At 69.1% G+C, this 22,716-nt stretch carries 19 protein-coding genes; 11 read left to right on the forward strand and 8 right to left on the reverse strand.

The features are described 5' to 3' along the window. Window positions 1-2 precede the first annotated feature (2 nt). Genes OG558_RS28795 through OG558_RS28805 form a run of 3 tightly spaced genes read right to left on the reverse strand, consistent with a single transcriptional unit; the run spans window position 3 to window position 2,577 of the window. On the reverse strand, window positions 3-1,055 hold the full coding sequence (locus OG558_RS28795) for a Rieske 2Fe-2S domain-containing protein (RefSeq protein WP_329475736.1): 1,053 nt from the start codon (window positions 1,053-1,055) through the stop codon (window positions 3-5). Further along, a complete protein-coding gene (locus OG558_RS28800) occupies window positions 1,052-1,918 on the reverse strand; it encodes a c-type cytochrome (protein ID WP_405065796.1) in 867 nt (288 codons plus the stop codon). Before OG558_RS28800 ends, OG558_RS28795 begins: the two co-directional genes overlap by 4 nt. Further along, window positions 1,915-2,577 (reverse strand): heme-copper oxidase subunit III, encoded by a 663-nt coding sequence (locus OG558_RS28805; protein ID WP_405065797.1) that lies wholly within the window; start codon window positions 2,575-2,577, stop codon window positions 1,915-1,917. Before OG558_RS28805 ends, OG558_RS28800 begins: the two co-directional genes overlap by 4 nt. Window positions 2,578-2,659: 82 nt before the next feature. On the opposite strand from OG558_RS28805, the gene OG558_RS28810 reads away from it, so the two are divergent. From OG558_RS28810 to trpD, 3 genes are read left to right on the forward strand one after another with little or no spacing between them, the layout of a single operon-like run. Further along, window positions 2,660-3,577 (forward strand): cytochrome c oxidase assembly protein, encoded by a 918-nt coding sequence (locus OG558_RS28810; protein ID WP_405065798.1) that lies wholly within the window; start codon window positions 2,660-2,662, stop codon window positions 3,575-3,577. Window positions 3,578-3,623: 46 nt separating this feature from the next. Further along, entirely contained in the window at window positions 3,624-4,043 is a 420-nt protein-coding gene (locus OG558_RS28815) for a hypothetical protein (protein ID WP_328521886.1), read from the forward strand. A gap of 6 nt (window positions 4,044-4,049) precedes the next feature. Then, window positions 4,050-5,099, forward strand: coding sequence for an anthranilate phosphoribosyltransferase (gene trpD, locus OG558_RS28820; RefSeq protein ID WP_405065799.1), 1,050 nt, complete (start codon window positions 4,050-4,052; stop codon window positions 5,097-5,099). Between the two features lie 33 nt (window positions 5,100-5,132). Here trpD and OG558_RS28825 read toward each other — a convergent pair whose 3' ends face one another. From OG558_RS28825 to OG558_RS28840, 4 genes are all read right to left on the reverse strand, one after another. Further along, window positions 5,133-5,819: a hypothetical protein gene (locus OG558_RS28825; RefSeq protein WP_405072229.1), complete on the reverse strand. Its 687-nt coding sequence runs from the start codon at window positions 5,817-5,819 to the stop codon at window positions 5,133-5,135. A gap of 1,276 nt (window positions 5,820-7,095) precedes the next feature. Then, complete coding sequence (locus OG558_RS28830; protein ID WP_405065800.1) at window positions 7,096-10,350, reverse strand: hypothetical protein; 3,255 nt, start codon at window positions 10,348-10,350, stop codon at window positions 7,096-7,098. A gap of 51 nt (window positions 10,351-10,401) precedes the next feature. Further along, window positions 10,402-10,689 carry an Lrp/AsnC family transcriptional regulator gene (locus OG558_RS28835; protein ID WP_405065801.1) on the reverse strand — a complete coding sequence of 96 codons (288 nt, stop codon included), beginning with the start codon at window positions 10,687-10,689 and terminating at the stop codon, window positions 10,402-10,404. Window positions 10,690-10,776: 87 nt separating this feature from the next. Continuing rightward, on the reverse strand, window positions 10,777-11,577 hold the full coding sequence (locus tag OG558_RS28840; protein ID WP_405065802.1) for a helix-turn-helix domain-containing protein: 801 nt from the start codon (window positions 11,575-11,577) through the stop codon (window positions 10,777-10,779). A gap of 121 nt (window positions 11,578-11,698) precedes the next feature. On the opposite strand from OG558_RS28840, the gene OG558_RS28845 reads away from it, so the two are divergent. After that, a complete protein-coding gene (locus tag OG558_RS28845) occupies window positions 11,699-12,112 on the forward strand; it encodes a hypothetical protein (protein ID WP_329475745.1) in 414 nt (137 codons plus the stop codon). Between the two features lie 7 nt (window positions 12,113-12,119). Here the strand turns inward: OG558_RS28845 and OG558_RS28850 are convergent, their stop codons facing one another. Then, window positions 12,120-13,913 carry a DEDD exonuclease domain-containing protein gene (locus OG558_RS28850; protein ID WP_329475746.1) on the reverse strand — a complete coding sequence of 598 codons (1,794 nt, stop codon included), beginning with the start codon at window positions 13,911-13,913 and terminating at the stop codon, window positions 12,120-12,122. A 174-nt stretch (window positions 13,914-14,087) separates the two neighbouring features. On the opposite strand from OG558_RS28850, the gene OG558_RS28855 reads away from it, so the two are divergent. The 7 genes from OG558_RS28855 to OG558_RS28885 all read left to right on the forward strand — a co-directional run bounded on the left by OG558_RS28855 (window position 14,088) and on the right by OG558_RS28885 (window position 22,312). Next, a complete protein-coding gene (locus OG558_RS28855; RefSeq protein ID WP_405065803.1) occupies window positions 14,088-15,395 on the forward strand; it encodes an NYN domain-containing protein in 1,308 nt (435 codons plus the stop codon). An 82-nt stretch (window positions 15,396-15,477) separates the two neighbouring features. After that, a complete protein-coding gene (locus OG558_RS28860; protein WP_329475748.1) occupies window positions 15,478-15,753 on the forward strand; it encodes a hypothetical protein in 276 nt (91 codons plus the stop codon). Between the two features lie 215 nt (window positions 15,754-15,968). Beyond that, window positions 15,969-17,018 carry an NlpC/P60 family protein gene (locus OG558_RS28865; protein WP_329475749.1) on the forward strand — a complete coding sequence of 350 codons (1,050 nt, stop codon included), beginning with the start codon at window positions 15,969-15,971 and terminating at the stop codon, window positions 17,016-17,018. 142 nt (window positions 17,019-17,160) lie between these two features. Further along, window positions 17,161-18,612: a hypothetical protein gene (locus OG558_RS28870; RefSeq protein ID WP_405065804.1), complete on the forward strand. Its 1,452-nt coding sequence runs from the start codon at window positions 17,161-17,163 to the stop codon at window positions 18,610-18,612. Next, on the forward strand, window positions 18,605-19,849 hold the full coding sequence (locus OG558_RS28875; RefSeq protein ID WP_405065805.1) for a M48 family metallopeptidase: 1,245 nt from the start codon (window positions 18,605-18,607) through the stop codon (window positions 19,847-19,849). Before OG558_RS28870 ends, OG558_RS28875 begins: the two co-directional genes overlap by 8 nt. After that, on the forward strand, window positions 19,846-20,964 hold the full coding sequence (locus OG558_RS28880) for a glycosyltransferase family 4 protein (protein WP_405065806.1): 1,119 nt from the start codon (window positions 19,846-19,848) through the stop codon (window positions 20,962-20,964). Before OG558_RS28875 ends, OG558_RS28880 begins: the two co-directional genes overlap by 4 nt. A 196-nt stretch (window positions 20,965-21,160) precedes the next feature. Further along, window positions 21,161-22,312 (forward strand): alanine--tRNA ligase-related protein, encoded by a 1,152-nt coding sequence (locus OG558_RS28885; protein ID WP_405065807.1) that lies wholly within the window; start codon window positions 21,161-21,163, stop codon window positions 22,310-22,312. The last annotated feature ends 404 nt before the right edge of the window (window positions 22,313-22,716 follow it).

Here is a 22,716-nt window from a genome sequence, read left to right on the forward strand (position 1 = left end):
AGTCACCCTCGTTCGAAGAAGCTCGGGCCGACCGGCTCCAGGAAGCCGCTCTGCGCAACCAGGTAGCCCTCACTGTCAACTGCCAAGGGTAGCTGAGGCAGCGGACGGGCGGCGGGACCGAAGACGACCTTGGCGCCGTCGGCCAGGTCGAACGTCGACTGGTGGCACGGGCAGAGCACGTGGTGGGTGGTCTGCTCGTACAGCGAGATCGGGCAGCCGACGTGGGTGCAGATCTTGGAGTAGCACAGGATGCCGTCGACACCCCAGTTCTCCCGCCCGGGTGGGGTCTGGATCTCGCTCGGCCTGATCCGGACCATGATCACCGCGGACTTCGCCCGCTGGTTCTGGTACGCGACCGCGCTAACCTCCTGCAGCTCCAGGAGGTTGGACGGGATCCCGTTGACCAGCTGGCCGATGACCATGTCCGACGGCCTGATCGGGCGGCCCGTGACGTCGTTGACGACCCGGACGCCCTTCGCCCAGATCGTGTTGTACAGGCTGCGGCCGGGCAGCGGACCCAGGTCGCGCAGCAGCACGATGGCCGGCAGGCCGAGCAGGGCCATCGCGGCGATCAGCGAGCGGCGGATCATCTTGCGCCGGCCGAAACCGGACTCCGCGGCACCCTGCTTGAACGCCTCGGTGATCTCGGCGATCTGCTCCGGCGACGAGTTCGCCGGGTGCCGGTCCTCGGAGATCTCCTCGTCGACCATCAGCTTCTTGGCCCACTGGATCGCGCCGGCGCCGATCAGGAACAGCGCCAGCCCCAGGCACAGGCCGATCGTCATGTTGTTGGCGTTGCCGGACAGCGGGCCGAAGACGATCCGGCCGTCCCGCGGGATGGCGAAGTACGCCACACACGAGCCGAGCGCGAGCAGGGCGGCCAGGGTGAACATGGTCGACACCTGGCGCTCGACCCGGTCGGCCGCCTTCGGGTCGATGTCGGTGATCCGGTACTCGTGCGGCTCGATGCCCGGGTCCGGGATCGGCTCCGCCACCTGTACCTGGCTGTGCTCCTCGTCCGCCTTCACGGCGGGAAGGTTCTCGTCGTGACTCATTCGGCCTTCGCTCCCTTGGCCTTGACGCCCTTGGCGCCGATCCAGACCGCTACACAGACCAGCAGGCCGATTCCGACCAGCCAGCCCCACAGACCCTCCGAGACCGGGCCGAGCCGGCCGAGACCGAAGCCACCCGGGTCCTTCTGCTCCTGCAGCGACTTCACATACGCGATGATGTCGCGCTTGTCCTGCGGCGTCATCACCTGGTCGGAGAAGACCGGCATCTGCTGCGGGCCGGTCAGCATCGCCTCGTAGATGTGCTTCTCACTGACGCCCATCAGCGACGGCGCGTACTTGCCGTTCGGCAGTGCGCCACCGCGACCGGCGAAGTTGTGGCAGGCCGTGCAGTTGGTGCGGAACAGTTCCCCACCGCGGACGATCTGCTCGTCGGTCGCCTTGCTGACGTCGTACGACTCCTGCCCCGGGACCGCCGGGCCGGGGGCGAGCGAGGCGACGTACGCGGCCAGCGCCTCGATCTCCGCCTCGGTGTAGGACGGCGTCTTGCGCGGGACCTGCGAGCCGGTCTGCATCGCGGGCATCCGGCCGGTGCCGACCTGGAAGTCGACCGCGGCCGCGCCGACGCCGATCAGCGACGGGCCGGCCATCTTGCCCTCGCCGTTGGTGCCGCCCTCGGCGTTCAGGCCGTGGCAGCTGGCGCAACCGACCGCGAAGAGCTTCTTGCCCTCCTCGATCTGCTGGGACTGGGGCGAGTTGTCCGCGACCGCGTTGTCAGGGGCGAAGGCGGCGTACGCCGAACCCACTGCCAAGAGGCCGAACAGGAGCACGACGAGGCCGGCTGACCGGTGCCGTCGACGTGCGGAGAGGAAGCGCGCCGGTGACAAGGAAAGTCTCTTCTCACTCATTTGAGCAGGTAGATGGTCGCGAACAGGGCGATCCAGACCACGTCGACGAAGTGCCAGTAGTAGGACACGACGATCGCCGAGACCGCCTGTTCGTGGGTGAACTTACGAGCCATGTACGTCCTGGCCAGGACGAACACGAAAGCGATGAGTCCGCCGGTCACGTGCAGACCGTGGAACCCGGTGGCCAGATAGAAGACCGATCCGTACGGCGACGACGAGATCGTCAGGCCCTCGTGGACCAGGGTCGCGTACTCGGTGACCTGGCCGGCGATGAAGGTCGCGCCCATCAGGTACGTGAGGATGAACCACTCACGCATACCCCAGTTGCGCGGATTCGCCAGCGCGCCGGTCCGGCCCACCTTGCCGTGCTCGGCGGCGAACACACCGGCCTGGCAGGTGAACGACGACGCGACCAGGATGAACGTGTTCACCGAGGCGAACGTGACGTTCAGGTGCGAGGTCGAGAAGTCCCAGAGCGTCTCCTGACCGGGCACGGCGGAAGCGGTCGTCACCGACCGGATCGTGAAGTACGCCGCGAACAGGGCGGCGAAGAACATCAGTTCGCTCGAGAGCCAGACGATCGTGCCGACACTGACCATGCTGGGACGGTCGTGGTGTCCGTGTTCACGAGACGCTGGGAGCGCGGTTGCAGTGGCCACGCCGTCATTATGTCGGTCCGGGTATCAACCGCCACGACCACCCCCATGCATGTCGTCAACTCGTTGTTCTTACTGTTGAAGCGTGCTTCCCCTCCACGCCACGCCCGGCGACCAGATCGAGCCGTTCACGCCGCTGCGGTTGCTGACGGCATGGACCTTCGAACCGGTGTTACTCGGCGTGATCGTGATCCTCGGCGGGCTCTACCTGTACGGCGTCCACAAGCTGCGCAAGCGGGGTGACAAGTGGTCCCGGGGCCGCACGTTCTCGTTCGTCGGCGTCGGGCTCGGAAGTGCCCTGATCGCGACCCAATCGGCGCTGGGGACCTATGACACGGTGCTGATCAGCGTGCACATGGTCCAGCACATGATCCTGTCGATGCTGACCCCGCTGACGCTGGCGCTCGGCGCGCCGATCACGCTGGCGTTGCGGACGCTTCCACAGCGTCCCCGGAAGTGGTTGCTCTCCGTGTTGCATTCACGGCTCGCGAAGGTGCTCTGCTTCCCGCTGGTCGGCTTCACGCTGTTCGTGCTGAGCCCCTGGGCGCTCTATTTCAGCGGCTGGTACGACGCCACCCTGCACTCGACCGTGTTGCACGATCTGCTGCATGTGCACTTCATCCTGGTCGGCTCGCTCTTCTTCTGGCCGCTGCTCGGGATCGACCCGGTGCCGGGGCGCGTGATCTACCCGTTCCGGCTGCTGTTGATATTCCTCACACTGCCGTTCCACGCGTTCCTCGGCATCACGATCATGTCCGCGAACAAGCTGATCGCCGAGGACTGGTACACGAGTTTCGGCCGCTCCTGGCCGCCGTCGCCGTTGCGCGACCAGTACATCGCCGGCGGCCTGCTCTGGGGCTCCGGTGACCTCATCGGCGTGGTGTTCTTCGCCGTACTGTTCGTCCAATGGGTGCGCGAGTCGCAACGCGAGGCGCGCCGCGAGGATCGCCGGCTGGACCGGTTGGAGGAACAGGCTCGCCGGGCCGCGCAGCCACCCCGGTAGCATTCGCGGTGTCCAGTCTTCTTAGAACACAGCTTGGGATGGATCGATGAGTTCAGAGCGTCCGCTGAAGGTGCTGGTCTACAGCGACGACCGTACGACGCGGGAGTCCGTCCGGCTGGCCCTGGGCAAGCGGCCGGCGGCCGATCTGCCCGAGCTCGAGTACGTCGAGTGCGCGACGGAGCCGGCAGTGATCAAGACCATGGACAAGGGCGGGATCGACCTGGCCATCCTGGACGGCGAAGCCGTGCCGGCCGGTGGCATGGGCATCGCCCGGCAGCTGAAGGACGAGATCTTCCAGTGCCCGCCGCTGCTCGTCATCACCGGCCGCCCGCAGGACGCGTGGCTGGCGACCTGGTCGCGGGCCGAGGGCGCGGTCTCGCACCCGATCGACCCGCTCCGGCTGGCCGAGGTCACCGCGGACCTGCTCCGGCAGCGGCTGGCCACGCTGCCCGCCACCACTGCCTGACGGACGATGGCCGAGTCGGATTACACCTGGCCGCAGGTTCTCAACCCGTTGTTGCGGCGTGAGGACCTGGAGGCATCCGCCACCGCGTGGGCGATGGAGCAGATCCTGTCCGGCGCGGCGTCGCCGGCGCAGCTCGCCGGCTTCGTGATCGCGCTGCGTTCCAAGGGCGAGACCGTGACCGAGGTCGAGGGCCTGGTCGCGACGATGCGCGAGTTCGCCGGCAAGGTCTCGGTGCCGGGCCGGACGCTGGACGTGGTCGGCACCGGCGGTGACCAAGCCCACACCGTGAACATCAGCACGATGGCGGCGATCGTCGCCGCGGGTGCGGGCGCCAAGGTGGTCAAGCACGGCAACCGTGCGGCTTCGTCGGCGTGCGGTGCGGCCGACGTACTCGAGGAGCTGGGTATTCCGCTCGACCTCACCGCCGCGCAGGTCGCCGAGGTGGGGGAGCGGGCCGGGATCACCTTCTGTTTCGCTTCCGCGTTCCACCCGGCGTTGCGGCATGCCGCCGTACCTCGGCGTGAGCTCGGCGTACCGACGACGTTCAACCTGCTTGGACCGCTGGCGAACCCGGGTGATCCGTCCGCGCAGGCGGTCGGCGTTGCGGACCAGCGGATCGCCGGGCTGATCGCCGGCGTGCTGGCGCGGCGTGGGATTGATGCGCTGGTCTTCCATGGTGACGACGGGCTCGACGAACTGACCACGCGGACGACGTCGCAGGTGTGGGTCGTCGGCGGCGGGTCGGTGGATGGGCCGTTCACGGTGGATCCGCGGGAACTCGGAATCGAGCCGGTCGTCGCGGACGCGTTGCGGGGTGCGGATGCGTCGTACAACGCGAAGGTCGTCCGGGCGCTGGTCGACGGTGAGCCGGGGGCGGTGCGGGACGTCGTACTGCTCAACGCCGGGGCGGCGCTGGCGGCTTATGAGCCGTTGCCGGGGGACATCACCAGCCGGATCCGTACTGGGATGGATCGTGCCGCGGAGGCGATCGACTCCGGTGCGGCGAAGGAGACCCTGGATCGGTGGATCGCGGCCTGCGCCGAGGTGCGCGGCTGACCGGCGGGGGAGTCCCCGCCGGTCCTTTGCACGTTATGCGTTGATCTTGATCTGGCTGACCTTGAAGCGCCAGACCTTCTGCCAGGCCGGCGTGGACCCGGCGATGTCGGCGACGGCCACGTCCGCTGTGCCGTTGCCGCGGTCGATCACCGCGATCATCACGGTCGAGAAGGTCTCCTTGACGCCGGCCTCGTTCACCACGACCTTGGCGACGAGCTCATGGCCGGGATGGCCGCCGACCGTGATCGCCTTGTGGGTGGTGCCGGGCAGGATCTTGACGTCCTTGGAGTACAGGCCGATGATCGCCCGCGACCCCGCCTGCACCGCGGCCTCCTTCAGGCCGGCCGCCGTGTTCTTGTACGGGATGTCGGGAGCCAGTTGCCCGAATGCCGCGTAGTTACCCCAGTCGTGGTCCTTGCCGTCGTAGTTCTTGTGCACGATGAACCAGATCGCCGCGCCGCCCCACAGACCGGTCTGCTCGTCGTAGTTGGTCCAGGCCGAACTCATGATCGGCATCGTGTCGTTGTTAGCGGCAAGCATCTCGGTGCCGAGTACCTTGCCGAACGGCGTGGGCGTCTCGGACGGCTTCACCGACGGACTGACCGTCTCGATCGGCGCCTGATTCCCGGACGGCAACGCGACGGGGCTGACCGCGTCCGCCTTGTTCCAGATCCACCCGACACTCAACCCAGTGGTCGCCAACGCCGCCAGTACCAACACCAACGCCCCCACCAACCGAGCCCTGGTCCCAGGATCCATCGGTGCCTTTCCGCCGCGCCCCGCAGGCCCGGTCACCCCATACTCAGCCGGTCCGTGCGCCTCCTGCCCACCCTGCTGCCCGTACGCCGCCTGCCCGGCGTGCCGACCATGCGACGGCCCACCAGCCAACTGCCCGTACGCCGCTTGCCCGCCCTGCTGCCCGTGTGCCGGGTGGCCGGGCTGCCGGGCAGCCTGTGGCCCTCCGTACGGAGGCTGCCCTGGCTGAGGCGGCCCCACCTGCGGCCGGCCGGGTGGTGTCTGCGCGTGCTGAGGCTGCCCGGGCTGCCAGCCACCTTGCTGCTGGTAGCCAGCCGGCTGTTGCCCGAGCGGCTGCTGCCCACCGTGCCGCGACGGAGGCTGCTCCAGTCCCCACATCTGCTGCCCACCCGCCTGCTGCCCACCCGCCTGCTGCGCACCGGCCTGCTGGGTGCCTGCTTGCTGGGGACTCTGGTGTTGCCGACCAGGCTGCTGTGCGTTTGGCTGCCGCGGACCGGCGTGCTGCGGGCCGGCCTGCTGTGCACCCGTTTGCTGGGGATTCTGCTGTTGCGACCGGGGCTGCTGGCCGCCAGCCTGCCCCGGCCCGGCTTGCCATCCGCCACGCTGTTGCGGACCGGCCTGCTGGGCGCCCGATTGCTGTGGACCGGCCTGCTGCTGTGGCCAAGGCTGTTGCTGGGTCCAGTGTTGCTGGGCAGGCGGCTGCTGAGGTGCCGCGTGTTGCGGGGCCGAGTGTTGTCGCGCCGCTGGAGGTTGCTGCCCGGGGCGCTGCTGGTAAGGCTGCTGCGGACCCCGCTGCTGTGTGGGCTGCGGCATACCGACAGGCGCCTGCCCGCCGCGGGCGGACTCTGCCGGCGGGGGAGGTGGCGGCGGCGCCGGCGCGGGCGACTGCCCGAACAACGGATCGGACGACCCGCCACCCAACGCATCAGCCCCGGACTGCGCAGACACCGCAGACCGCCCGGACACCGCAGACCGCCCGGACACTGCGGACTGCCCCGACACCGCGGACTGCCCCGACACCGCCGAGTGCGAGTTTGGTATGGGTGGGGCTTGGGGTGTGCCGGCTAGTGGATCGCCGGAGGGTGGCACGAGGCCTCGAGCCGACGGGTCCGCGGGGGGCGGGGTCGGCGCGTGGGCCTGTGGTTGGTCGCCGTACTGCGGGGTGTCGCCGGAGCCATGTGCGGGCGCACTGTGGCGGGCGGGCGGCCGCTGGGGCGGTTGTGGGGTCTGGTTTTCGTTCTCAGCCAACGTTGATTCCCTTGTAGGCCTGACTCTCGGCCGCCCTCAGATCCGGCCGGGTGTTGGGGATGTCGCTGATGTACGCGACTGCAGTGCCGTCACCGAGGTCGAAAACGGCCACAGTCAGGGTAAGCACTCGAGCGGTCACCTTGGCCGACTTCGCGGTCACCGTCTGCTGGAAGAACCAGCCCGACTTGTCCGAACGCTTCACCGCACCGTTGGCCACCGTCTTGAACGTCACCGGAATGTCCCCGTACATGGAGGTCCGCAGCTGGATCGACAGCGCCGCCGCGGTCGCTTTCGGGTCGCCGTTGAAGCCCGAGCCGGTCCCCAGCGCGCCGACGAAGATGTCGGCGTACCAGTCGTTCGTGCCGTCGAACTTCTCCTGCAGTACGACGTACTGCCCGCTGGAGTCGAGCAACTGCGGCACCAACCGCTTGCGGTCCGACCACGGCGGCGTACGACGGGGGAACGAGATCGCGTCGGACGAGATGCGCGCGCCTTCGTGCAGCTTCGGGTTCTTCGACTGCCCTGGCTTGGTGCTGCTCTCGTTCGTCGGCTGACTGCCGGTCGGCTGTGCGGTCGGCGTACCGGTGGTGTCCGGTCCTGCCTTCTTGTCGCCGCCCGGGTTGACGATCAGAAACACCGCCGCACTCACCAACATCACCAGCGCAACCGCCGCGCCGATGATCAACGGCACCTTCATCCCCGAAGGCCCGCCACCATCCCCCTTGCCCTTCTTCTCCCGCTTCCCCCCACGCCCAGCCCCACCCGAGCTCAGCTCCTGCTGCCCGCCACCCCAGGCCTCATCCTCTTCCCCCCAAGCCCGAGGAGCAGTCTCCTGCCCACCAACCGCCTGCTGCGCCCCCCAAGCCGCAGCCCCGCTCTGCTGCCCACCACCAACCGCCTGCTGCGCCCCCCACGCCGCAGCCCCGTTCTGCTGCTCACCACTCCACGCCGCCTGCTGCTGACTGCCCGAGTTCAGGCTGCCAATCTGCTTGCCACCCCAACCCTCACCACCGCCCTGCTGCCCACCCCAAGCCGCAGCACCCGCCTGCCCGCCACCCGAGCCTAGGCCGCCGTTCGGTCCGCCACCCCAGGACTCCCCGCCGGCCGACCACTGGTCGTTGCTGGGCTGGCTACTACCCCAGTTCTCATTGCTGGCCTGCTGCGCACCCCAAGCCTCCGTCTCGCCGCCGGAGCTTTGGCCGTTGTCTTGCTGGCCGATACCCCAGGACTCGCCGCTCGCCTGCTGCGCACTCCAAGCCTCGCCCGTCTGCTGCGCATTCTGACCGTTGCCAGTTGCCTGCTGTTCGTCTCCACCCCACGGCGCACCAGCCCCCTGGCCGCCTTGGTCACCCACACCCCAGCCGCCGCCATCCGAAGTCGGCTGCCACGGGTCGGTCCCAGCCTGCTCATGCGCCCAATCACCAGCCTGCCCCGAGCCATCCCCACCCTGCTGAGCCGCCCACCCTTGCGCCTGGTCGCCCTGCACCACGCTCTGCTGAGCTCCCCAGCCCTGGCCCTGCTCACCCTGCGCGCTCTGCTGAGCTCCCCAGCCCTGCGCTTGGTTGCCCTGCGCCTCGTTTTGCTGAGCTGTCCATGCCTGGCCCTGCTCACTCTCGCCGCTCTGCTGAGCTCCCCACGGCTGGCCTTGGGCGGCGTCATCGCCGGTCGGCTGCGCTCCCCGGGCTTGGCCCTGGTCGTCATAACCGGTTTGCTCGGCGCCCCAACTCTGCGCTTGGCCAGCCTGCTGTCCGGCTTCCTGCGTGCCCCAGCCTTCGTCTTGCCCACCGGTCTGCTGCGCGCCCCACGCCGGAGCATCGCCCGCGCCTACGCCGTTCTGCTCTGCGGCCCAGCCCTGACTTTGACCGGCCTGCTCGGCGCCCTCCTGCGTGCTCCAGCCCTCGGTCTGGCGGGTGCCTTCGCCGGTCGGTTGCGCGTTCCAGCCCTGGGACTGGTTGGGCTGGCCAGTCTCCTGGGCGCCCCAGCGCTGTGCCCGGTCGGTGTCCTCGCCGGACTGTTGGGCGCTCCAACCATTTGGTTGGTTGGTCTGCTGCGCGGCCCAGGTCTGGTGGTCCTGGTCGGGTTGGGTGTTCCAGGCTGGCTGCACCTGGGTGGGGTCGTCGCTTCCTTCGTCAGGTCCCCATGGCTGGGTGTGGTCTGTCGGCTGCGAGGTCTGCGGATCGTGCTGTGCGCCCCAGGTGGGCTGGATCTGCGTGGGCTCGTCGGCGTCGTGCTGCGCGGCCCACGGTTGCTGGCCGTCGGGCTGTGAGGCCTGCTGCGGCTGCTGGCCCGCGTTCGGGGCGCCGGTCCAGCTCGCGTCTGACCAGCCGTGTGCCGCCGACTCTGCGCTCGCCCCGTCGGAGGTGTCCGCGCCGCCGACAGCAGGTCCGGCCTTGGCCGCCGTGCCTCCAACCGCGGTGAGACCATTGCGTGCGGCAGTGCCGCCAACTGCGGTGAGGCCATCTGCGGCGGTTCCGCCGGCTGCGGCGGGTCCTGTGGCTGCGTTGCCTTCGCTGGGTCCGTTGTCTCCGGCGACCGCGTCGCTTGCGTCGGCTGCTTTGGCTGCGGCGGTGCCGGTTGCGTTGGGGGTGGGCTCAGCGGCTGGTGTGTCGGTTGGGTCGTGGTCGACGGGGGGTGGGGCGAGTTTCAGGGTCCAGGACTTCGGCTGGTCTTGGCTGGTTGTCTCGGCGAGGTCGTCGAGGGGGACGGCTTCGCGTTGGGTCCAGTGTTCGGGTGGGGCGGGGGCGATGACGGGTGCGTTCCAGGTTGCGCGAGCGCGTTCGAACGGGGTCAGGCCGTCCTCGTCAGTTTCAGGATGCTCGTCAGCGGCGGCGTCGGTGCCGGCTGGGCCGGTGGTGTTCTCGGGCTGTCCGACCGCGGACAGGTGCGGCCCACCAGTCGACTGGGTTGGCTCGGCGTTGGCCCATAGCTGGGACGTGGCTTGTTGTTGCCACCAACCCGAGTCCGCGGTGTCGCCTGACTCCTGCGAACCCTCGGACCGCGCCTCACCGTCGGACTGCTGCCACGGGCCGGGCCGGACCACGGCTGGCTGCTGCTGCGGGGAGCCGGTCTGTGCGTTGACGGGCTCGGCGGTGGCCGTAGTGGGCTCGGCGGGCTTCGGGTCTGCCGGGCCCGTCGCGGCGAGGTCTTCTTGCTGGGTGCGGTTGGTCCATTGCTTCCCGTTCCACCAGCGGATGGTGTTCGGCTGGCCGGTGGGGTCCGGGTACCAGCCCTCGGGAGGGTTGCTCATGCGTTCACCGTAACTTCAGGTCGTGTCAGCGAGGCCGTGGTTTCCCAGCCCTCAGACACCGTCCTCCTGGCCCAGGCTGAAGGCTGCATCCAGGTCGTGCGTCGAGTACGCGCGGAACGCGATGTGCGTCTCGGTGCTGAGCACACCGGGCACGCGGTTCACGCGGTCCGGGATGACGGTGGCCAGGTCGTCGTGGTGGGCGACCCGGACCATCGCGATCAGGTCGAGCCCGCCGGTGACGGAGTACACCTCGCTGACGCCCTCGATCGCCGCCACCTGCTCGGCGACCTCCGGGATCCGTGCGACGTCGGCCTTGATGAACACGATCGCGGTGACCATGCCGTCCTCTCCTCGAATCACACCCCAACCCGCTGAAGCATAGTGCGGACCACTCCCCAACTCGCGCTCCGAGGTACGACGAGCCGGTCAGGCGGGGTGGGTGGGGTCCAGGGCTCGGAGGGCCTTGGTGGTTTGATCGTCTGCCGGGAGGAACGCTTCCATGCGGAGTTCGGCGACCGTGACGTCTACCGCTGTGCCGAAGCGGGTGAGGGTCGTGATCAGTCGCAGGTCGCCGTACTCGGAGCGGAGACAGAGCGGGACCGCGAAGCCCAGGTGCCCGGGCGCCGGCTCTGGGCGCGGTGGGATCAGGGCGGTCAGGTCCTGGATCAGGGCGTCGGACTCGGGCGTCGGGTTCTGCGCGGCTTCGCGGGTCAGGGCGTCGATCACGTGCCAGGACCATTGGGCGAAGTTGACGATGCGGGGGGCCAGTCCGGAGGGGTCCAGGAGGAGGCGGGGGATGTTGACGGGCGGCGTGAGGAGGTGGGCTGAGACGCCCGTCGTCAGCGCGTGGAAGGCACGGTTCGCCAGCACCAGGTCGCCGCGTCGATCGACGACCACCGCGGGGTACGGTCGATGCCCCTCGAGGATCCCGGTCAGCGCCGTCCGGATCGCCCCGAGCCCCGGTCCGTCGTACGGCGTCTCGTCGTACGCCGGGGCGTAGCCGCCGGCCAGGAGCAGCGCGTTGCGGTCACGGAGCGGGACCTGGAGCGACTCGGCGAGGCGGATGACCATGTCGCGGCCGGGGACCGAGCGGCCGCTCTCGATGAAGCTCACGTGGCGCTGTGTCGTGCCGGCTCGGAGCGCGAGCTCCAGTTGACTCACCCGCCGACGGTTCCGCCACAGCCGGAGGCCGTTCGACAGGTCGGAGGGGTGCGGCGAGGTCAACATGTTCTCTGTTTAGCGCATCGCACCGACAATCCATACCCAGCAGGGAATTGTCCGAGGTACGGCGCTCTCGGCAAGCTCTGAGGCAGGGCGGCGAGGGTCGCCCGGACTCGAGGAGGATGTCTTGTCCGACGCGCAGGAATTGGCCGAGCGGTACGTCGCGGTGTGGAACGAACCCGACACGGAAACCCGGCGGAAGGCAATCCAGGAGCTGTGGACCGAGGACGGCCTGCATCTGCTCGAACCGCCGGAGGAGATCGTCAAGCGGGCCGAGGAGATCGGCGTCACCGCGACGCTGGAGGCCCGCGGGCACGAGGAACTCGTACGGCGGGTGACACGGGCGTACGACGAGTTCGTCGCGCCAGGACAGTTCGTGTTCCGGCCGCACGGTGAGGCCGCGGCCTTGCAGGACATGGTGAAGCTGCGCTGGGAGATGGTGCCGGCCGGCGGCGGAGAGGTGCTTGCGGTAGGCATCGATCTCCTCCTGCTCGCACCCGACGGCAGGATCCGCACCGACTACCAGTTCATCGAGGCTTAGACACGGCCTAGCCGACCCGCGCCGGACCGAGCGGGCGCAGGTGGCGCCGGCGCTCGGTCGGGTGGTGGTGGACGTCGGAGTGGGCGTTGTCGAGGCGGGTGAGATGGCGGCCGGCGCCGCTGACCGGGCAGGTCCAGGTGCCGTCCATCTCGACCAGGCGGATGCCGGGCTGATCGAGCCAGCGCAGGACCAGCTCGATCTCCTCCGGCGAGGCCGAGGCGACCGGGCCGATGCCGGGCAGCACGGTCTCGGCGGACGCGCGGAGCATGTCCAGGTACTTGCGCGGATCCGTCCCGCGGGGGCTGATCCCGGCCGCCGCGAGCCGGCCGCGGCGGATCACGTGCAGCTCCCAGCCGCCGTCGTCGGTCCGCCGGGCCGCGCAGATCTCGGCGCATCCGGTCACCGACGCCATCCGCTGCATCCGCGCCGAGCTGCGCACGAAAGCACTCAGCCGATCCCGATGGACGGCGGCATCCTCGAACCGCTCGTCTGCCGACAGTACGTCGATCCGCCGGTCCACCGCCTCGACCACGGGCGTCGGATCCACGGTCAGCGCCATCCGCAGCGCCGTCACGAACTCGCCGTACGAATCCATCGAGATGCGTCCGTCGCACGGCGCCACGCAGCGGCCCATCTCGGCCAGGACGCACGGCGACAACTGCGGGTGCCGCGACATCCGCGCGGTGCACTGCCGGATCGGGAACGCCTCGTGCAGCGCGGCCATCGCCCGCTCGGCCGTCTTCCGCGAGCTGAACGGGCCGAGGTACCCGGCGTCGTCGTCGCGCACCTGTTTCACCAGCGACAAGCGGGGAAACGGTTCGACGGTGACCTTCAGCCAGTGTTGCCGCTCCGGGAACTTCGACCGCCGGTTGTACCGCGGCTTGTGCTCCGCGATCAGCCGCAGTTCGCGGATCTCGGCCTCGAGCGACGTCCCGCACTCGATCCCGCGGACGCCGGTCGCGATGCCGACCATCTCGCCGATCCGGTTGCGGGTCTCGGAGGCGGTGAAGTACGACCGGACCCGGGTCCGCAGGTCCTTCGACTTGCCGACGTACAGCACCTCGCCGCGATCGTCGGTGAACAGATACACACCCGGTGCGTGCGGCAACGTTTCGGCCAGGTGCCGCTTCGCGCGCACGGCCGGCGCGACCCGGGACGAGAACGTCTGCAGGTCCTCCAGCGTCTGCACCCCGAGCGAGCCGACGCGTTCGAACAGCCCATGCAGCACGTCGACGGTCGCACGGGCATCCGACAGGGCGCGGTGGTTCGGCGTCGTGGTGGTCCGGAAGAGCTTGGCCAGCGTGCCGAGTTTGCAGTTCGGCGCCTCGTCGGGCGTGATCACCCGGCGCGCCAGCAGCGCGGTGTCGACGACGGCGAAGTCCGGCCAGTCGTACCCGTGCACGAGGCTCTCGTGCTTCAGGAAACCCATGTCGAACGGCGCGTTGTGCGCCACCATCACGCACCCCTGGGCGAACTCGAGGAAGGCCGGCAGCACAGACTCGATCCGCGGTGACAAGGCAACCATCGAGTTGGTGATGCCGGTCAGTACGGCGATGAACGGCGGGATCGGGTCCGATGGGTTCACCAGCGTCTGGAACTCGCCGATCAGCTCACCGGCCCGCACCTTCACCGCACCGATCTCGGTGATCCCCGACTCACCCGGCGCGCCGCCCGTGGTCTCCAGGTCGACGACGCAGAACGTGACGTCGCGCAGCGGCGTACCCAGGTCGTCGAAACTCGGCTGGACACCGCGGATCGGCATCAGCGGTTCCGGAGCCGGCGCGCGCACGGGGCTGGTCATGTCCACGACGCTAAGAGCCACCACCGACAATTCCGCAGGTGACACGCGCAGGAGTCGACTAGGCTCTCTGTATGCGTACACAGGCGATCACCGCGATTCCGGGCTTCGTGCCCGCCCGCTGTGGTCTGCATCACTGGCTGAGCCAGGCCAGCATTCCGGCCGGACTGCGGACCGGTGACTGAGGCAGGCACCGCCGCGAGCTCCGCCGCTACGACTTTGCCCGAGCCGGTCCGGCAACGGGTTCTCACTCTGGCCGCGCACGCCCTCGGCCAGCTTCCCGCGTCCGACATCCCGGCCCCGTTGCGGCGGTTCGCCAGTTTCGCGCCGGCCCGGCGCGCGAAATTGTCGGCGTCCGTGCTCGGCCCCATCCTCGAGACCGACGACCACTTCCGCCGGCTCGCGGCCTTCCAGGTACGGCGTGAGCACCCGGAGCTCGGCGATGCCGTGGCCGAGGGCATCCCCGTTCCGACCGCGGATCCGATCGAGGTCGCGGCGCTGGCCTACCTGCTCCGCCCGGACGACTGGGAGCAGCGCGTCGCCGCGGCCGCCCAGGTGCCGGTCGACACGCCGCAGGTCGACGGCGAGGTCGTCAGCAGGCTCTCCGACCAGCTCGATCAGGCCCGGACCGAGACCCGCCAGGTCCGCGAACGGCTTCGTGAACAGGTCAACGAGCTCAAGGCCGAGAACGTCACGCTCCGCCGCAAACTGAACGAGGCGCGTCAGCGCATCAGCGGACTGCAGAGCGATCTCGAGCTCCGGACGACGCAAGCCGAGACAGCCGACGAGCGCGTCGACGCCGCCCGCGCCGAGGTGGAGCGTGAGCTGCGCAAACTCCGCGCCCGCATCACCGAACTGGAAGCGGTCGAACACGCGGCCCGTCGTACGGCGGGACAGGAACGCGAACTCGCGTCGACCCGGACACGCCTGCTGCTGGACACGGTGCTCGAGGCAGCGAGTGGACTGCGGCGCGAACTGGCGTTGCCGCCCGGGGGAGAGCTCAGGCCGGCCGACACAGTGGCCGGGAGAGAGCCTGACGCCGCCCCGGTCGGGCGGACCGCGCCTGAGGACGATCCGGCGTTGTTCGACGAGCTGTTGTCGTTGCCTCAGGTGCATCTGATCATCGACGGCTACAACGTGACGAAGACCGCGTGGCCCAACTCACCATTGCATTCGCAGCGTCAGCGGTTGGTGACGGCGTTGGGTGCGTTGGTCGCCCAACGCAGGATCGAAGTCACAGTCGTCTTCGACGGTGCGGAGCTGTCCGGTCCGGTGCAGCTGAATCCGCCCCGTGGTGTGCGCGTGCGCTTCAGCCCGGCCGGGGTGATCGCCGATGAGGTGATCCGGCAACTGGTCCGCGCCGAGCCCCCGGGGCGCCCGGTCGTCGTCGTCTCCACCGACCGCGAGGTTGCCGAAAGCATCATCAACCTCGGCGCCCGCTCACTCTCCGCGGCCAGTCTGATCGCACGCATCGCTCGCGCCTGACCACGAAAACTGTCGGCGGCCTTCTCTAGCGTCCTTCTCAGCCGGATGCAAGTCCGGGTGCTTCCCCACTTTGGAGGACGTTGTGCTGATCGACTGCGACGCGTGCGTGATGAAGGGTCCGGGCTGTCAGGACTGCGTGGTCACGGTGGTGCTCGGCTTCGCTACCGAACGGGCCGGCGCCGCCGGACGGTCCGGCAGCTTGCGGATCGACGACGACGAGAAGGCCGCTCTGGACGCCCTGGCCGAGTCGGGTCTGGTGCCACCGCTCCGCCTCGTTCACGCTGTCAGCAGTGTCGACCCCGACACTGCTGCCGAAAGCCCTGCAGGTGAAGGTGAAACGGCCGTTGGGTCGGGATGATCCTGCGTTAATTTTGGATCAAACCCGAGGGGCGAATTGCACTGGTCACGAAACGGTCACTACTGTTACGTCTCGTTGCCTCAGGGCGCCGGTTGATCAGACCGGCCGGGCAGCGGTAAGCCGAGGGAGTAACCAGTCGGCACCTGTGGGTGAGATATCCACAGCCGGCGTGGTTGACGGGGACGGCGCGAGCAGAGGAAGGGACCGACCGGGCTGTGTCCACCGGACGCATCAACCGCACCAAGGGAATCGCCCTCGCCGCCATCACCAGCACCGCCGTCGTCGCGGGCGTGATCTTCATCCAGGGAGCCGCGGACGCTGATCCGCAGCCCACTCTGGCGCAGGCGAAGGCGCAGGTCGCCGCACTGCAGCACAAGGCCGAGGTCGCCGGTGAGTCGGCCAACGACCTGCGTGGGCAGATCAGCGCCTCGACCGCCCGGGTGAACGCCCTGAAGGCCGCCATCGCCAAGCAGCAGGGCCAGGTCGACACGGTGAAGCGGCAGATCGGATCCCTCGCGGTCGCCGGGTACCAGACCTCCGGGATGTCGACGACGGCTCAGTTGCTGCTGTCGCCGAACCCCGACCAGTTCCTCAGCCAGGCGTCGACCGCCCAGGCCTTCGCGGGCCAGCAGGACACCGCGCTGCGCCGCTACCAGCAGGCCGAGGGCAAGCTGACCGATCTGCAGGCCAGTGAGCAGACCGAACTGTCCGCGCTGCAGGCCGTGCAGGCTCAGCAGGACACCCTGAAGAAGCAGCTCCAGACCAACCTCGACGCCGCGCAGAAGGTGCTCGACAAGCTCAGCGACTCCGACCGGAAGCGGATCGCGCAGGAGAATGCCGACGCGGCCGAGAAGGCACGCAAGGAGCGGCCGACCCGCTCCGGCGACCGGATGGACAACCTGCCGGTGCCGGTCAGCGGCCGCGCCGGCACCGCGGTGTCGGCCGCGCTGTCGCAGCTCGGCGACCCGTACGTCTGGGGTGCCGACGGTCCCAGCTCCTACGACTGCTCGGGCCTGATGATGTACGCCTGGGCCAAGGCCGGTGTCTCGCTGTCGCACTCGTCGAAGGCGCAGGCCGGCGAGGGCCGCCGGGTCAGCAAGGACCAGTTGATGCCGGGCGACCTGATCTTCTACTACTCGCCGATCAGCCACGTCGCGATGTACATCGGCAACGGCCGGATCGTGCACGCCCCGCGTCCGGGCAAGTCGGTCGAGATCGCCCCGATGGACGAGATGCCCTACAACACCGCGGTCCGCCCGGGCTGACCTGCGTCCTTGACATACTCACCGGCTCCGGGGGGCACGACCCCCGGAGCCGATTCGTTTCACGATCATTCGAGTGCCGTAGTGTCGGAGGAGGCACGTAGTGTCCCGCCTGACTGGGGCAGGTGAGCAGCGAGGGGCCGAGGTGATCGACGAACAGGGCGACACAGTGCCTCTCCCGGCGGTGCCTCCGGCCGGTGACCGTCCGGAGCGAAGTGATGACCGGGCGTCGGCTGTGGACGGCCCAGCGCTGCGTGGTCGCGGGATCCCGCCGTCGTTCGCCCCGATCGCGAAGAAGGTCGCTCTCGGCCTGGCCGTCTGCCTGGTCGCCGGAGCCGGGTACGCCGGACTCCGCCAGATCGCCGACGCGCCGGCCGACCCGAACGCCTCTGGCACGCACCCACCGCAGACCTCCAGCACCCCGGACGAGGCCGCCGAAGGGGTACGGCGGGCCGTCGCGGGCGAGGCCGTGCTGCAGAAGATGACCGACGCGGTCGAGAACGACAACCGCACCGAGTTCCTGGACACCATCGACCCGAAGGCCGCCGAGTTCCGGGCCAGTGCGCGGACGATCTTCGCCAACCTGAGCACGCTGCCGATCGGCACGTTCCAGTTACGGTACGTGAGCGACGACGCCGGCGCGCTCACTCCGGACCGCAAGAGCGAGCTCGGCGGCAGTCAGGCCTGGCTGGCTCAGGTCGAGGTGTCCTGGCAGCTCGCCGGGTTCGACGCCAAACCGGCCCGGGAGACCCTCCCGGTCACGTTCGTCACGCGTGACGGAGCGACGTACGCCGCCTCGTTCTCGGAGCGGTTCGTGGCCGGTCAGCGCCGGCCGATCTGGGCGCTCGGCCCGATCGATGTGGCCAAGGGCGCCCACAGCCTGGTGATCAGTCTCGGCTCGGAGGCGGACGCGAAGAGTTACGTGTCCGTCGCGGACAAGGCGGTCGAGTCCGTCACCAAGGTGTGGGGCAAGGGCTGGCGGCAGAAGGTGATCGTCTACCTGCCGGCCAAGCAGGCGCAGATGGAATCCGTCCTCGGCGCCCAGCCCAACACGTACACCCAGATCGCCGCCGTCACGATGGCCGAGCTGGACACGCCCGAGGCCGGTGCCCCGGTGCGGATCGTGGCGAATCCGAAGTTGTTCGAGGAGCTCGGTAAACAGGGCCGCCGGATCGTGCTGACCCACGAGACCACCCACGTCGCCTCGACCGCGACGGCCTCGCCGGTGCCGTTGTGGCTGGCCGAGGGGTTCGCCGACTACGTCGCGTTCACCGCCGTACCCGTGCAGGACGAGTCGGCGGCGAAGGAACTGTTCAAGGCGATCCGGGCCGGCAAGGTGCCGGCCACCCTCCCGGCGCCGGAGGCGTTCGCGGCATCGGCGACCGAGCTGCCCCAGGCGTACGAGTCGGCCTGGCTCGCGTGCCGGCTCATCTCCGAGCGGGAGGGGCAGAGCAAGTTGGTGAAGTTCTACCGGGCGGTGCACGCGTCGAAGACCACGAGCGGTCTGGCGGACGCGTTCAAGTCGGTGCTGGGGATGACCGAGGCGGAGTTCGTCGCCGAATGGCAGCAGTACCTCAAGAGGCTCGCCGGTGTCTGAGCCGGTCGCACGGTGGGCACCACGTGCGGCCGCGGGCGTCCTCGCAGTGGCGCTGATCCTGACGATCGTCGTCACCACGCCCTGGCACCTGATCGACCTGCCCAGACCGGACGCGAGCCTCGACTTCACCGCCGCGGAGATCGCCCGCCAGAACGCGTTCCGCCACGAGTTGTTGCCGTGGTCAACAACCTCGTGGGTGCTCGCGATCCTGGTCCCGCTCGCGATCGGCTTCAGCCCGCTCGGCCCTCGCCTGTACGACGCCATCCGCATCCGGCGCTGGTACGTCGCCGTACCGCTGCTCGTCCTCGGACTGGGACTGCTCACCAGCCTGATCACGGTTCCGACTGATGTGATGGCCGAGCGGATCACCCGCAAGTACGGGCTGTCGGTGCAGGACTGGGGGTTGTGGACGCGTGACCGCGCCGTCAACTGGCTGCTGATGTCGCTCGGACTCGCGGTGATCGCGCTCGTCCTGATCGGCCTGGCCAAACGCTGGCGCAGCGCGTGGTGGTTGCCTGCGGCAATCGCTGCCGCGGTGCTGGTGCTCGGAGTGTCGTTCGCCTATCCGGTGCTGGTCGAGCCGCGGTTCAACCACTTCACGTCGATGCCGGCCGGCGCCTTGCGTGACCAGTTCATGCAGCTGGCGGCGCAGGACGGCGTACCGGTCAAGGACGTGCTGGTCGCGGACGCGTCGAAGCGCACGACCGCCGTGAACGCCTATGTTTCCGGCTTCGGTTCGACCCGTCGGCTGGTCGTCTACGACACGCTGCTGAAGGACACGCCACCCGCGCAGGTCCGGCTCGTGGTCGCGCACGAGCTGGGTCACGCCGCGGAGAACGACGTACTGCACGGCACGATCATCGGCGTCCTGGGCGCGGCGTTCGCGGTGACGTTGCTGCGATTGTTGCTCGGGGCCCGGATGGCCGACCCGCGCCGGACCGCACTGCTGCTGGCGCTGATAGTCGCCGGTACGACGCTCGCCTCCCCGGTGCAGAACCTGGTCAGCCGCCGGATCGAGGCCCGCGCCGACTACCACTCGCTCCACCTGACGAACGACCCGAAGGACTTCGTCGCGATGCAGCACGACCTGGCCGTGACCAACATCTCCGGGCTGGACCCAAGCCGCTGGCGGTACTGGCTGTTCGCCACCCACCCGACCGCGCCGGAGCGGATCGCGATGGGCCGGGCCTGGGCGTCCGAGTACGGCACGCCTGTCCCGCCGCTGGTGCCGCGATGACGGTGCTCGTCGTCACCAACGACTTCCCGCCGCGCCAGGGCGGGATCGAGACGTTCGTCCGATCCTTGTGCGACGAGCTTCCCGAGCCTGTCGTCTACACGTCGCACGAGCCCGGCGATACGGCGTACGACGAGAGCCTTCCGTTCCCGGTGGTTCGGGACCGGACGACGATGTTGTTGCCGACGGCCCGGATCACGAAGCGCGCCGTCCGGCTGCTGCGCGAGTACGACGCGGACCGGGTGCTGTTCGGTGCGGCCGCGCCGCTCGGGCTGATGGGCCCGGCGCTGCGGCGGGCCGGGGCGAAGCGGATCGTCGCGTTGACGCACGGGCACGAGACCTGGTGGGCCGGCGTACCAGGTGCGCGGTGGGCGTTGCGGCGGATCGGTGACGCGGCGGACACGATGACGACGGTGTCGTCGTGGTGCGAGGCTCAGATCGCGCCGGCACTGTCGCCGGCCGCCGTACGACGGATGCGGCGGCTGACGCCCGGGGTCGACACGGATCGCTTCTTCCCGGGTTGCGGGGGAGAGCAGGTCCGTAAGGGTCTCGGCCTCGAGGGTGTGCCGGTAGTGGCGTGTGTGTCGCGGCTGATTCCGCGGAAGGGGCAGGACACGCTGATCCGCGCGTGGCCGCGGGTCCTGGCCGCCGTACCGTCGGCGATCCTGCTCCTGGTCGGCGGCGGTCCTGATCGCGAACGGCTCGAGGAGCTGGCGGCGTCGGTGGGGGTGCGGGCGTCGGTGGTGTTCACCGGGCCGGTGCCGTGGGCGGACATTCCGCCGTACGTCGATGCCGCGGATGTGTTCGCGATGCCGTGCCGGACCCTGCGGTTCGGCCTCGAGCCGGAGGCACTCGGGATCGTCACGCTGGAGGCGTCGGCGACCGGGAAGCCGGTCGTGGTCGGCGACTCCGGCGGTGCCCCCGACACCGTCCGCCACGGCGAGACCGGCTACCTCGTCGACCCCTACAACCCCGCGCCCACCGGCGTACGCATCGCCGAGCTCCTCACCGACCCCGCCCGGGCCCAAGCCATGGGCGCCGCCGGCCGCGAGTGGGTCCAACACGCCTGGACCTGGCCCCACACCGGCACAGAACTCAGGAAACTCCTGGACATCTAGGTCGGCGAATCGTGTACCCTGGCCGACATGCAGCAGATGGGCCGACTTATCGCAGCCGTACGAGCTTCGTGCTCTCCGGCTGCCGCTGCCTGACATCTTCCAACTCCACCGGCGACCGGAAACGGTTCGCCGGTTTTGTTGTTTCTGAGGCCCGGTGGTCTGGTTTCCGGTCATGTGAAAGACAAGGACCAGAACCATGACCATCAGCAGGACTTTCATCGACTTCTTCCTCGACCGCGGTCACATCCCGACGACGGGTTCCACGCTCATCCCGCGGCTCGGTGATCCGGTGCTCTTCACGACCTCGGGGATGCATCCACTGACGCCGTACCTGGAAGGGGAACCCCATCCCCTGGGGCGCAGACTCGTGGGCATCCAGCGATGCTTGCGCACGACCGATCTCGACGAGGTGGGGGATCCGACCCACCTGACCGTGTTCGAGATGCTGGGCTCGTGGTCGCTCGGGGACTACGGGAGCAGCCAGACGCTGCACTGGGGCTACGAGCTGCTGACCGGCGGCTTCGGCATCGACCCCGGGAAGCTGTACGTGACCGTGTTCGGCGGCGACGAACAGGTGCCGCTGGACGAGGAGTCACTCACGACCTGGCAGGAGCTGGGGGTGCCGATCGAGCGGACCACCGAGGACAACTGGTGGTCGAACGGCCCGACCGGTCCGTGCGGCCCGGACTCGGAGATGTTCGTCTGGACCGGTGACGGCGAGCCGGAGGGTACGCCGAGCACCGACAAGCGCTGGGTCGAGGTGTGGAACCACGTGATGATGCGCTACCGCCGGCTCGACGACGGCTCGCTCGAACCGCTGCAGCAGCAGAACATCGACACCGGTCTCGGCCTCGAGCGGCTCACCATGCTGCTGGAGGGCAAGGACTCGGTGTACGAGACGTCGTTGTTCGAGCCGTGGCTGCGGATCGTCCCGAAGCTGTGGCAGTTGGACGAGGAGTCGCAGCGGATCGTCATCGACCACCTGCGCTCGAGCATCGTGATCGTCGGCGACGGCGTGCACCCGTCGAACACCGGCCGTGGCTACGTGCTGCGTCGACTGATTCGCCGGGTGCTGACCATCCTGTGGCGCGACGACGAGTCCCGGTCGCTGTCGGACCTGCCGCTGGAGCTGTTCGAGCACACGCTGAACCACTTCCACCAGGGCGAGACGGTCACGCTCGTCCGCCGGATCCTGATCGACGAGGAGATCCGGTTCAGCAACCTGCTCGATCGCGGCCGCAAGGTGCTCAGCCACGAGCGGTTCCACAAGTCCCTCGACGACACCGACTACGAGTACCTGCACGAGACCCACGGGTTGCCCCGGGAGCTCGTCGACTCGCTGCGATAACGCCATTTCAGGGCTCTTCCGCTCGATGTGTGGGTGATTTGAGATGTGGGGTGATTTGAGGGGTTATCCGGATATCCCCTGAAGCGGTGCCTTCTCCCCGGGGGTGCGAGGGGAGAAGGCACAGTTGGAGGGGTTGTCCGGCTGTTCTGCTGGATGTGTGGGCGAGGTGAGCCAGGCTGGTCGGTGTGCAGCTCGACAGGTGGTGTCGGTCCAGGGTGCCGGTCGGGCGAGGCGTTCACGCCTGAGATCGGCTGGCCCGGCCGGGGCTGGGGCCGACACCTCCTAATGGACCTTGCACGTCCCAGCCTCCAGTTGCCCCCCATCAGCCTGCGACCGCACCGAACCGATCGCACCGCGGGGCACGGCGGAGCGGGAGCCGGGTGAGGCACGGGCGGAGCGGGAGC

This window comes from Kribbella sp. NBC_01510 (assembly GCF_045040325.1).
GTDB lineage: Bacteria > Actinomycetota > Actinomycetes > Propionibacteriales > Kribbellaceae > Kribbella.

Excerpts from the sequence above, each read along its gene's own strand:
- OG558_RS28850 (WP_329475746.1), bottom strand. The coding sequence starts at position 13,913 with ATGACCAGCCCCGTGCGCGCGCCGGCTCCGGAACCGCTGATGCCGATC.
- trpD (WP_405065799.1), top strand. The coding sequence starts at position 4,050 with ATGGCCGAGTCGGATTACACCTGGCCGCAGGTTCTCAACCCGTTGTTG.
- OG558_RS28840 (WP_405065802.1), bottom strand. The coding sequence starts at position 11,577 with ATGTTGACCTCGCCGCACCCCTCCGACCTGTCGAACGGCCTCCGGCTG.
- OG558_RS28880 (WP_405065806.1), top strand. The coding sequence starts at position 19,846 with ATGACGGTGCTCGTCGTCACCAACGACTTCCCGCCGCGCCAGGGCGGG.
- OG558_RS28815 (WP_328521886.1), top strand. The coding sequence starts at position 3,624 with ATGAGTTCAGAGCGTCCGCTGAAGGTGCTGGTCTACAGCGACGACCGT.
- OG558_RS28800 (WP_405065796.1), bottom strand. The coding sequence starts at position 1,918 with ATGAGTGAGAAGAGACTTTCCTTGTCACCGGCGCGCTTCCTCTCCGCA.
- OG558_RS28885 (WP_405065807.1), top strand. The coding sequence starts at position 21,161 with ATGACCATCAGCAGGACTTTCATCGACTTCTTCCTCGACCGCGGTCAC.
- OG558_RS28835 (WP_405065801.1), bottom strand. The coding sequence starts at position 10,689 with ATGGTCACCGCGATCGTGTTCATCAAGGCCGACGTCGCACGGATCCCG.
- OG558_RS28795 (WP_329475736.1), bottom strand. The coding sequence starts at position 1,055 with ATGAGTCACGACGAGAACCTTCCCGCCGTGAAGGCGGACGAGGAGCAC.
- OG558_RS28830 (WP_405065800.1), bottom strand. The coding sequence starts at position 10,350 with ATGAGCAACCCTCCCGAGGGCTGGTACCCGGACCCCACCGGCCAGCCG.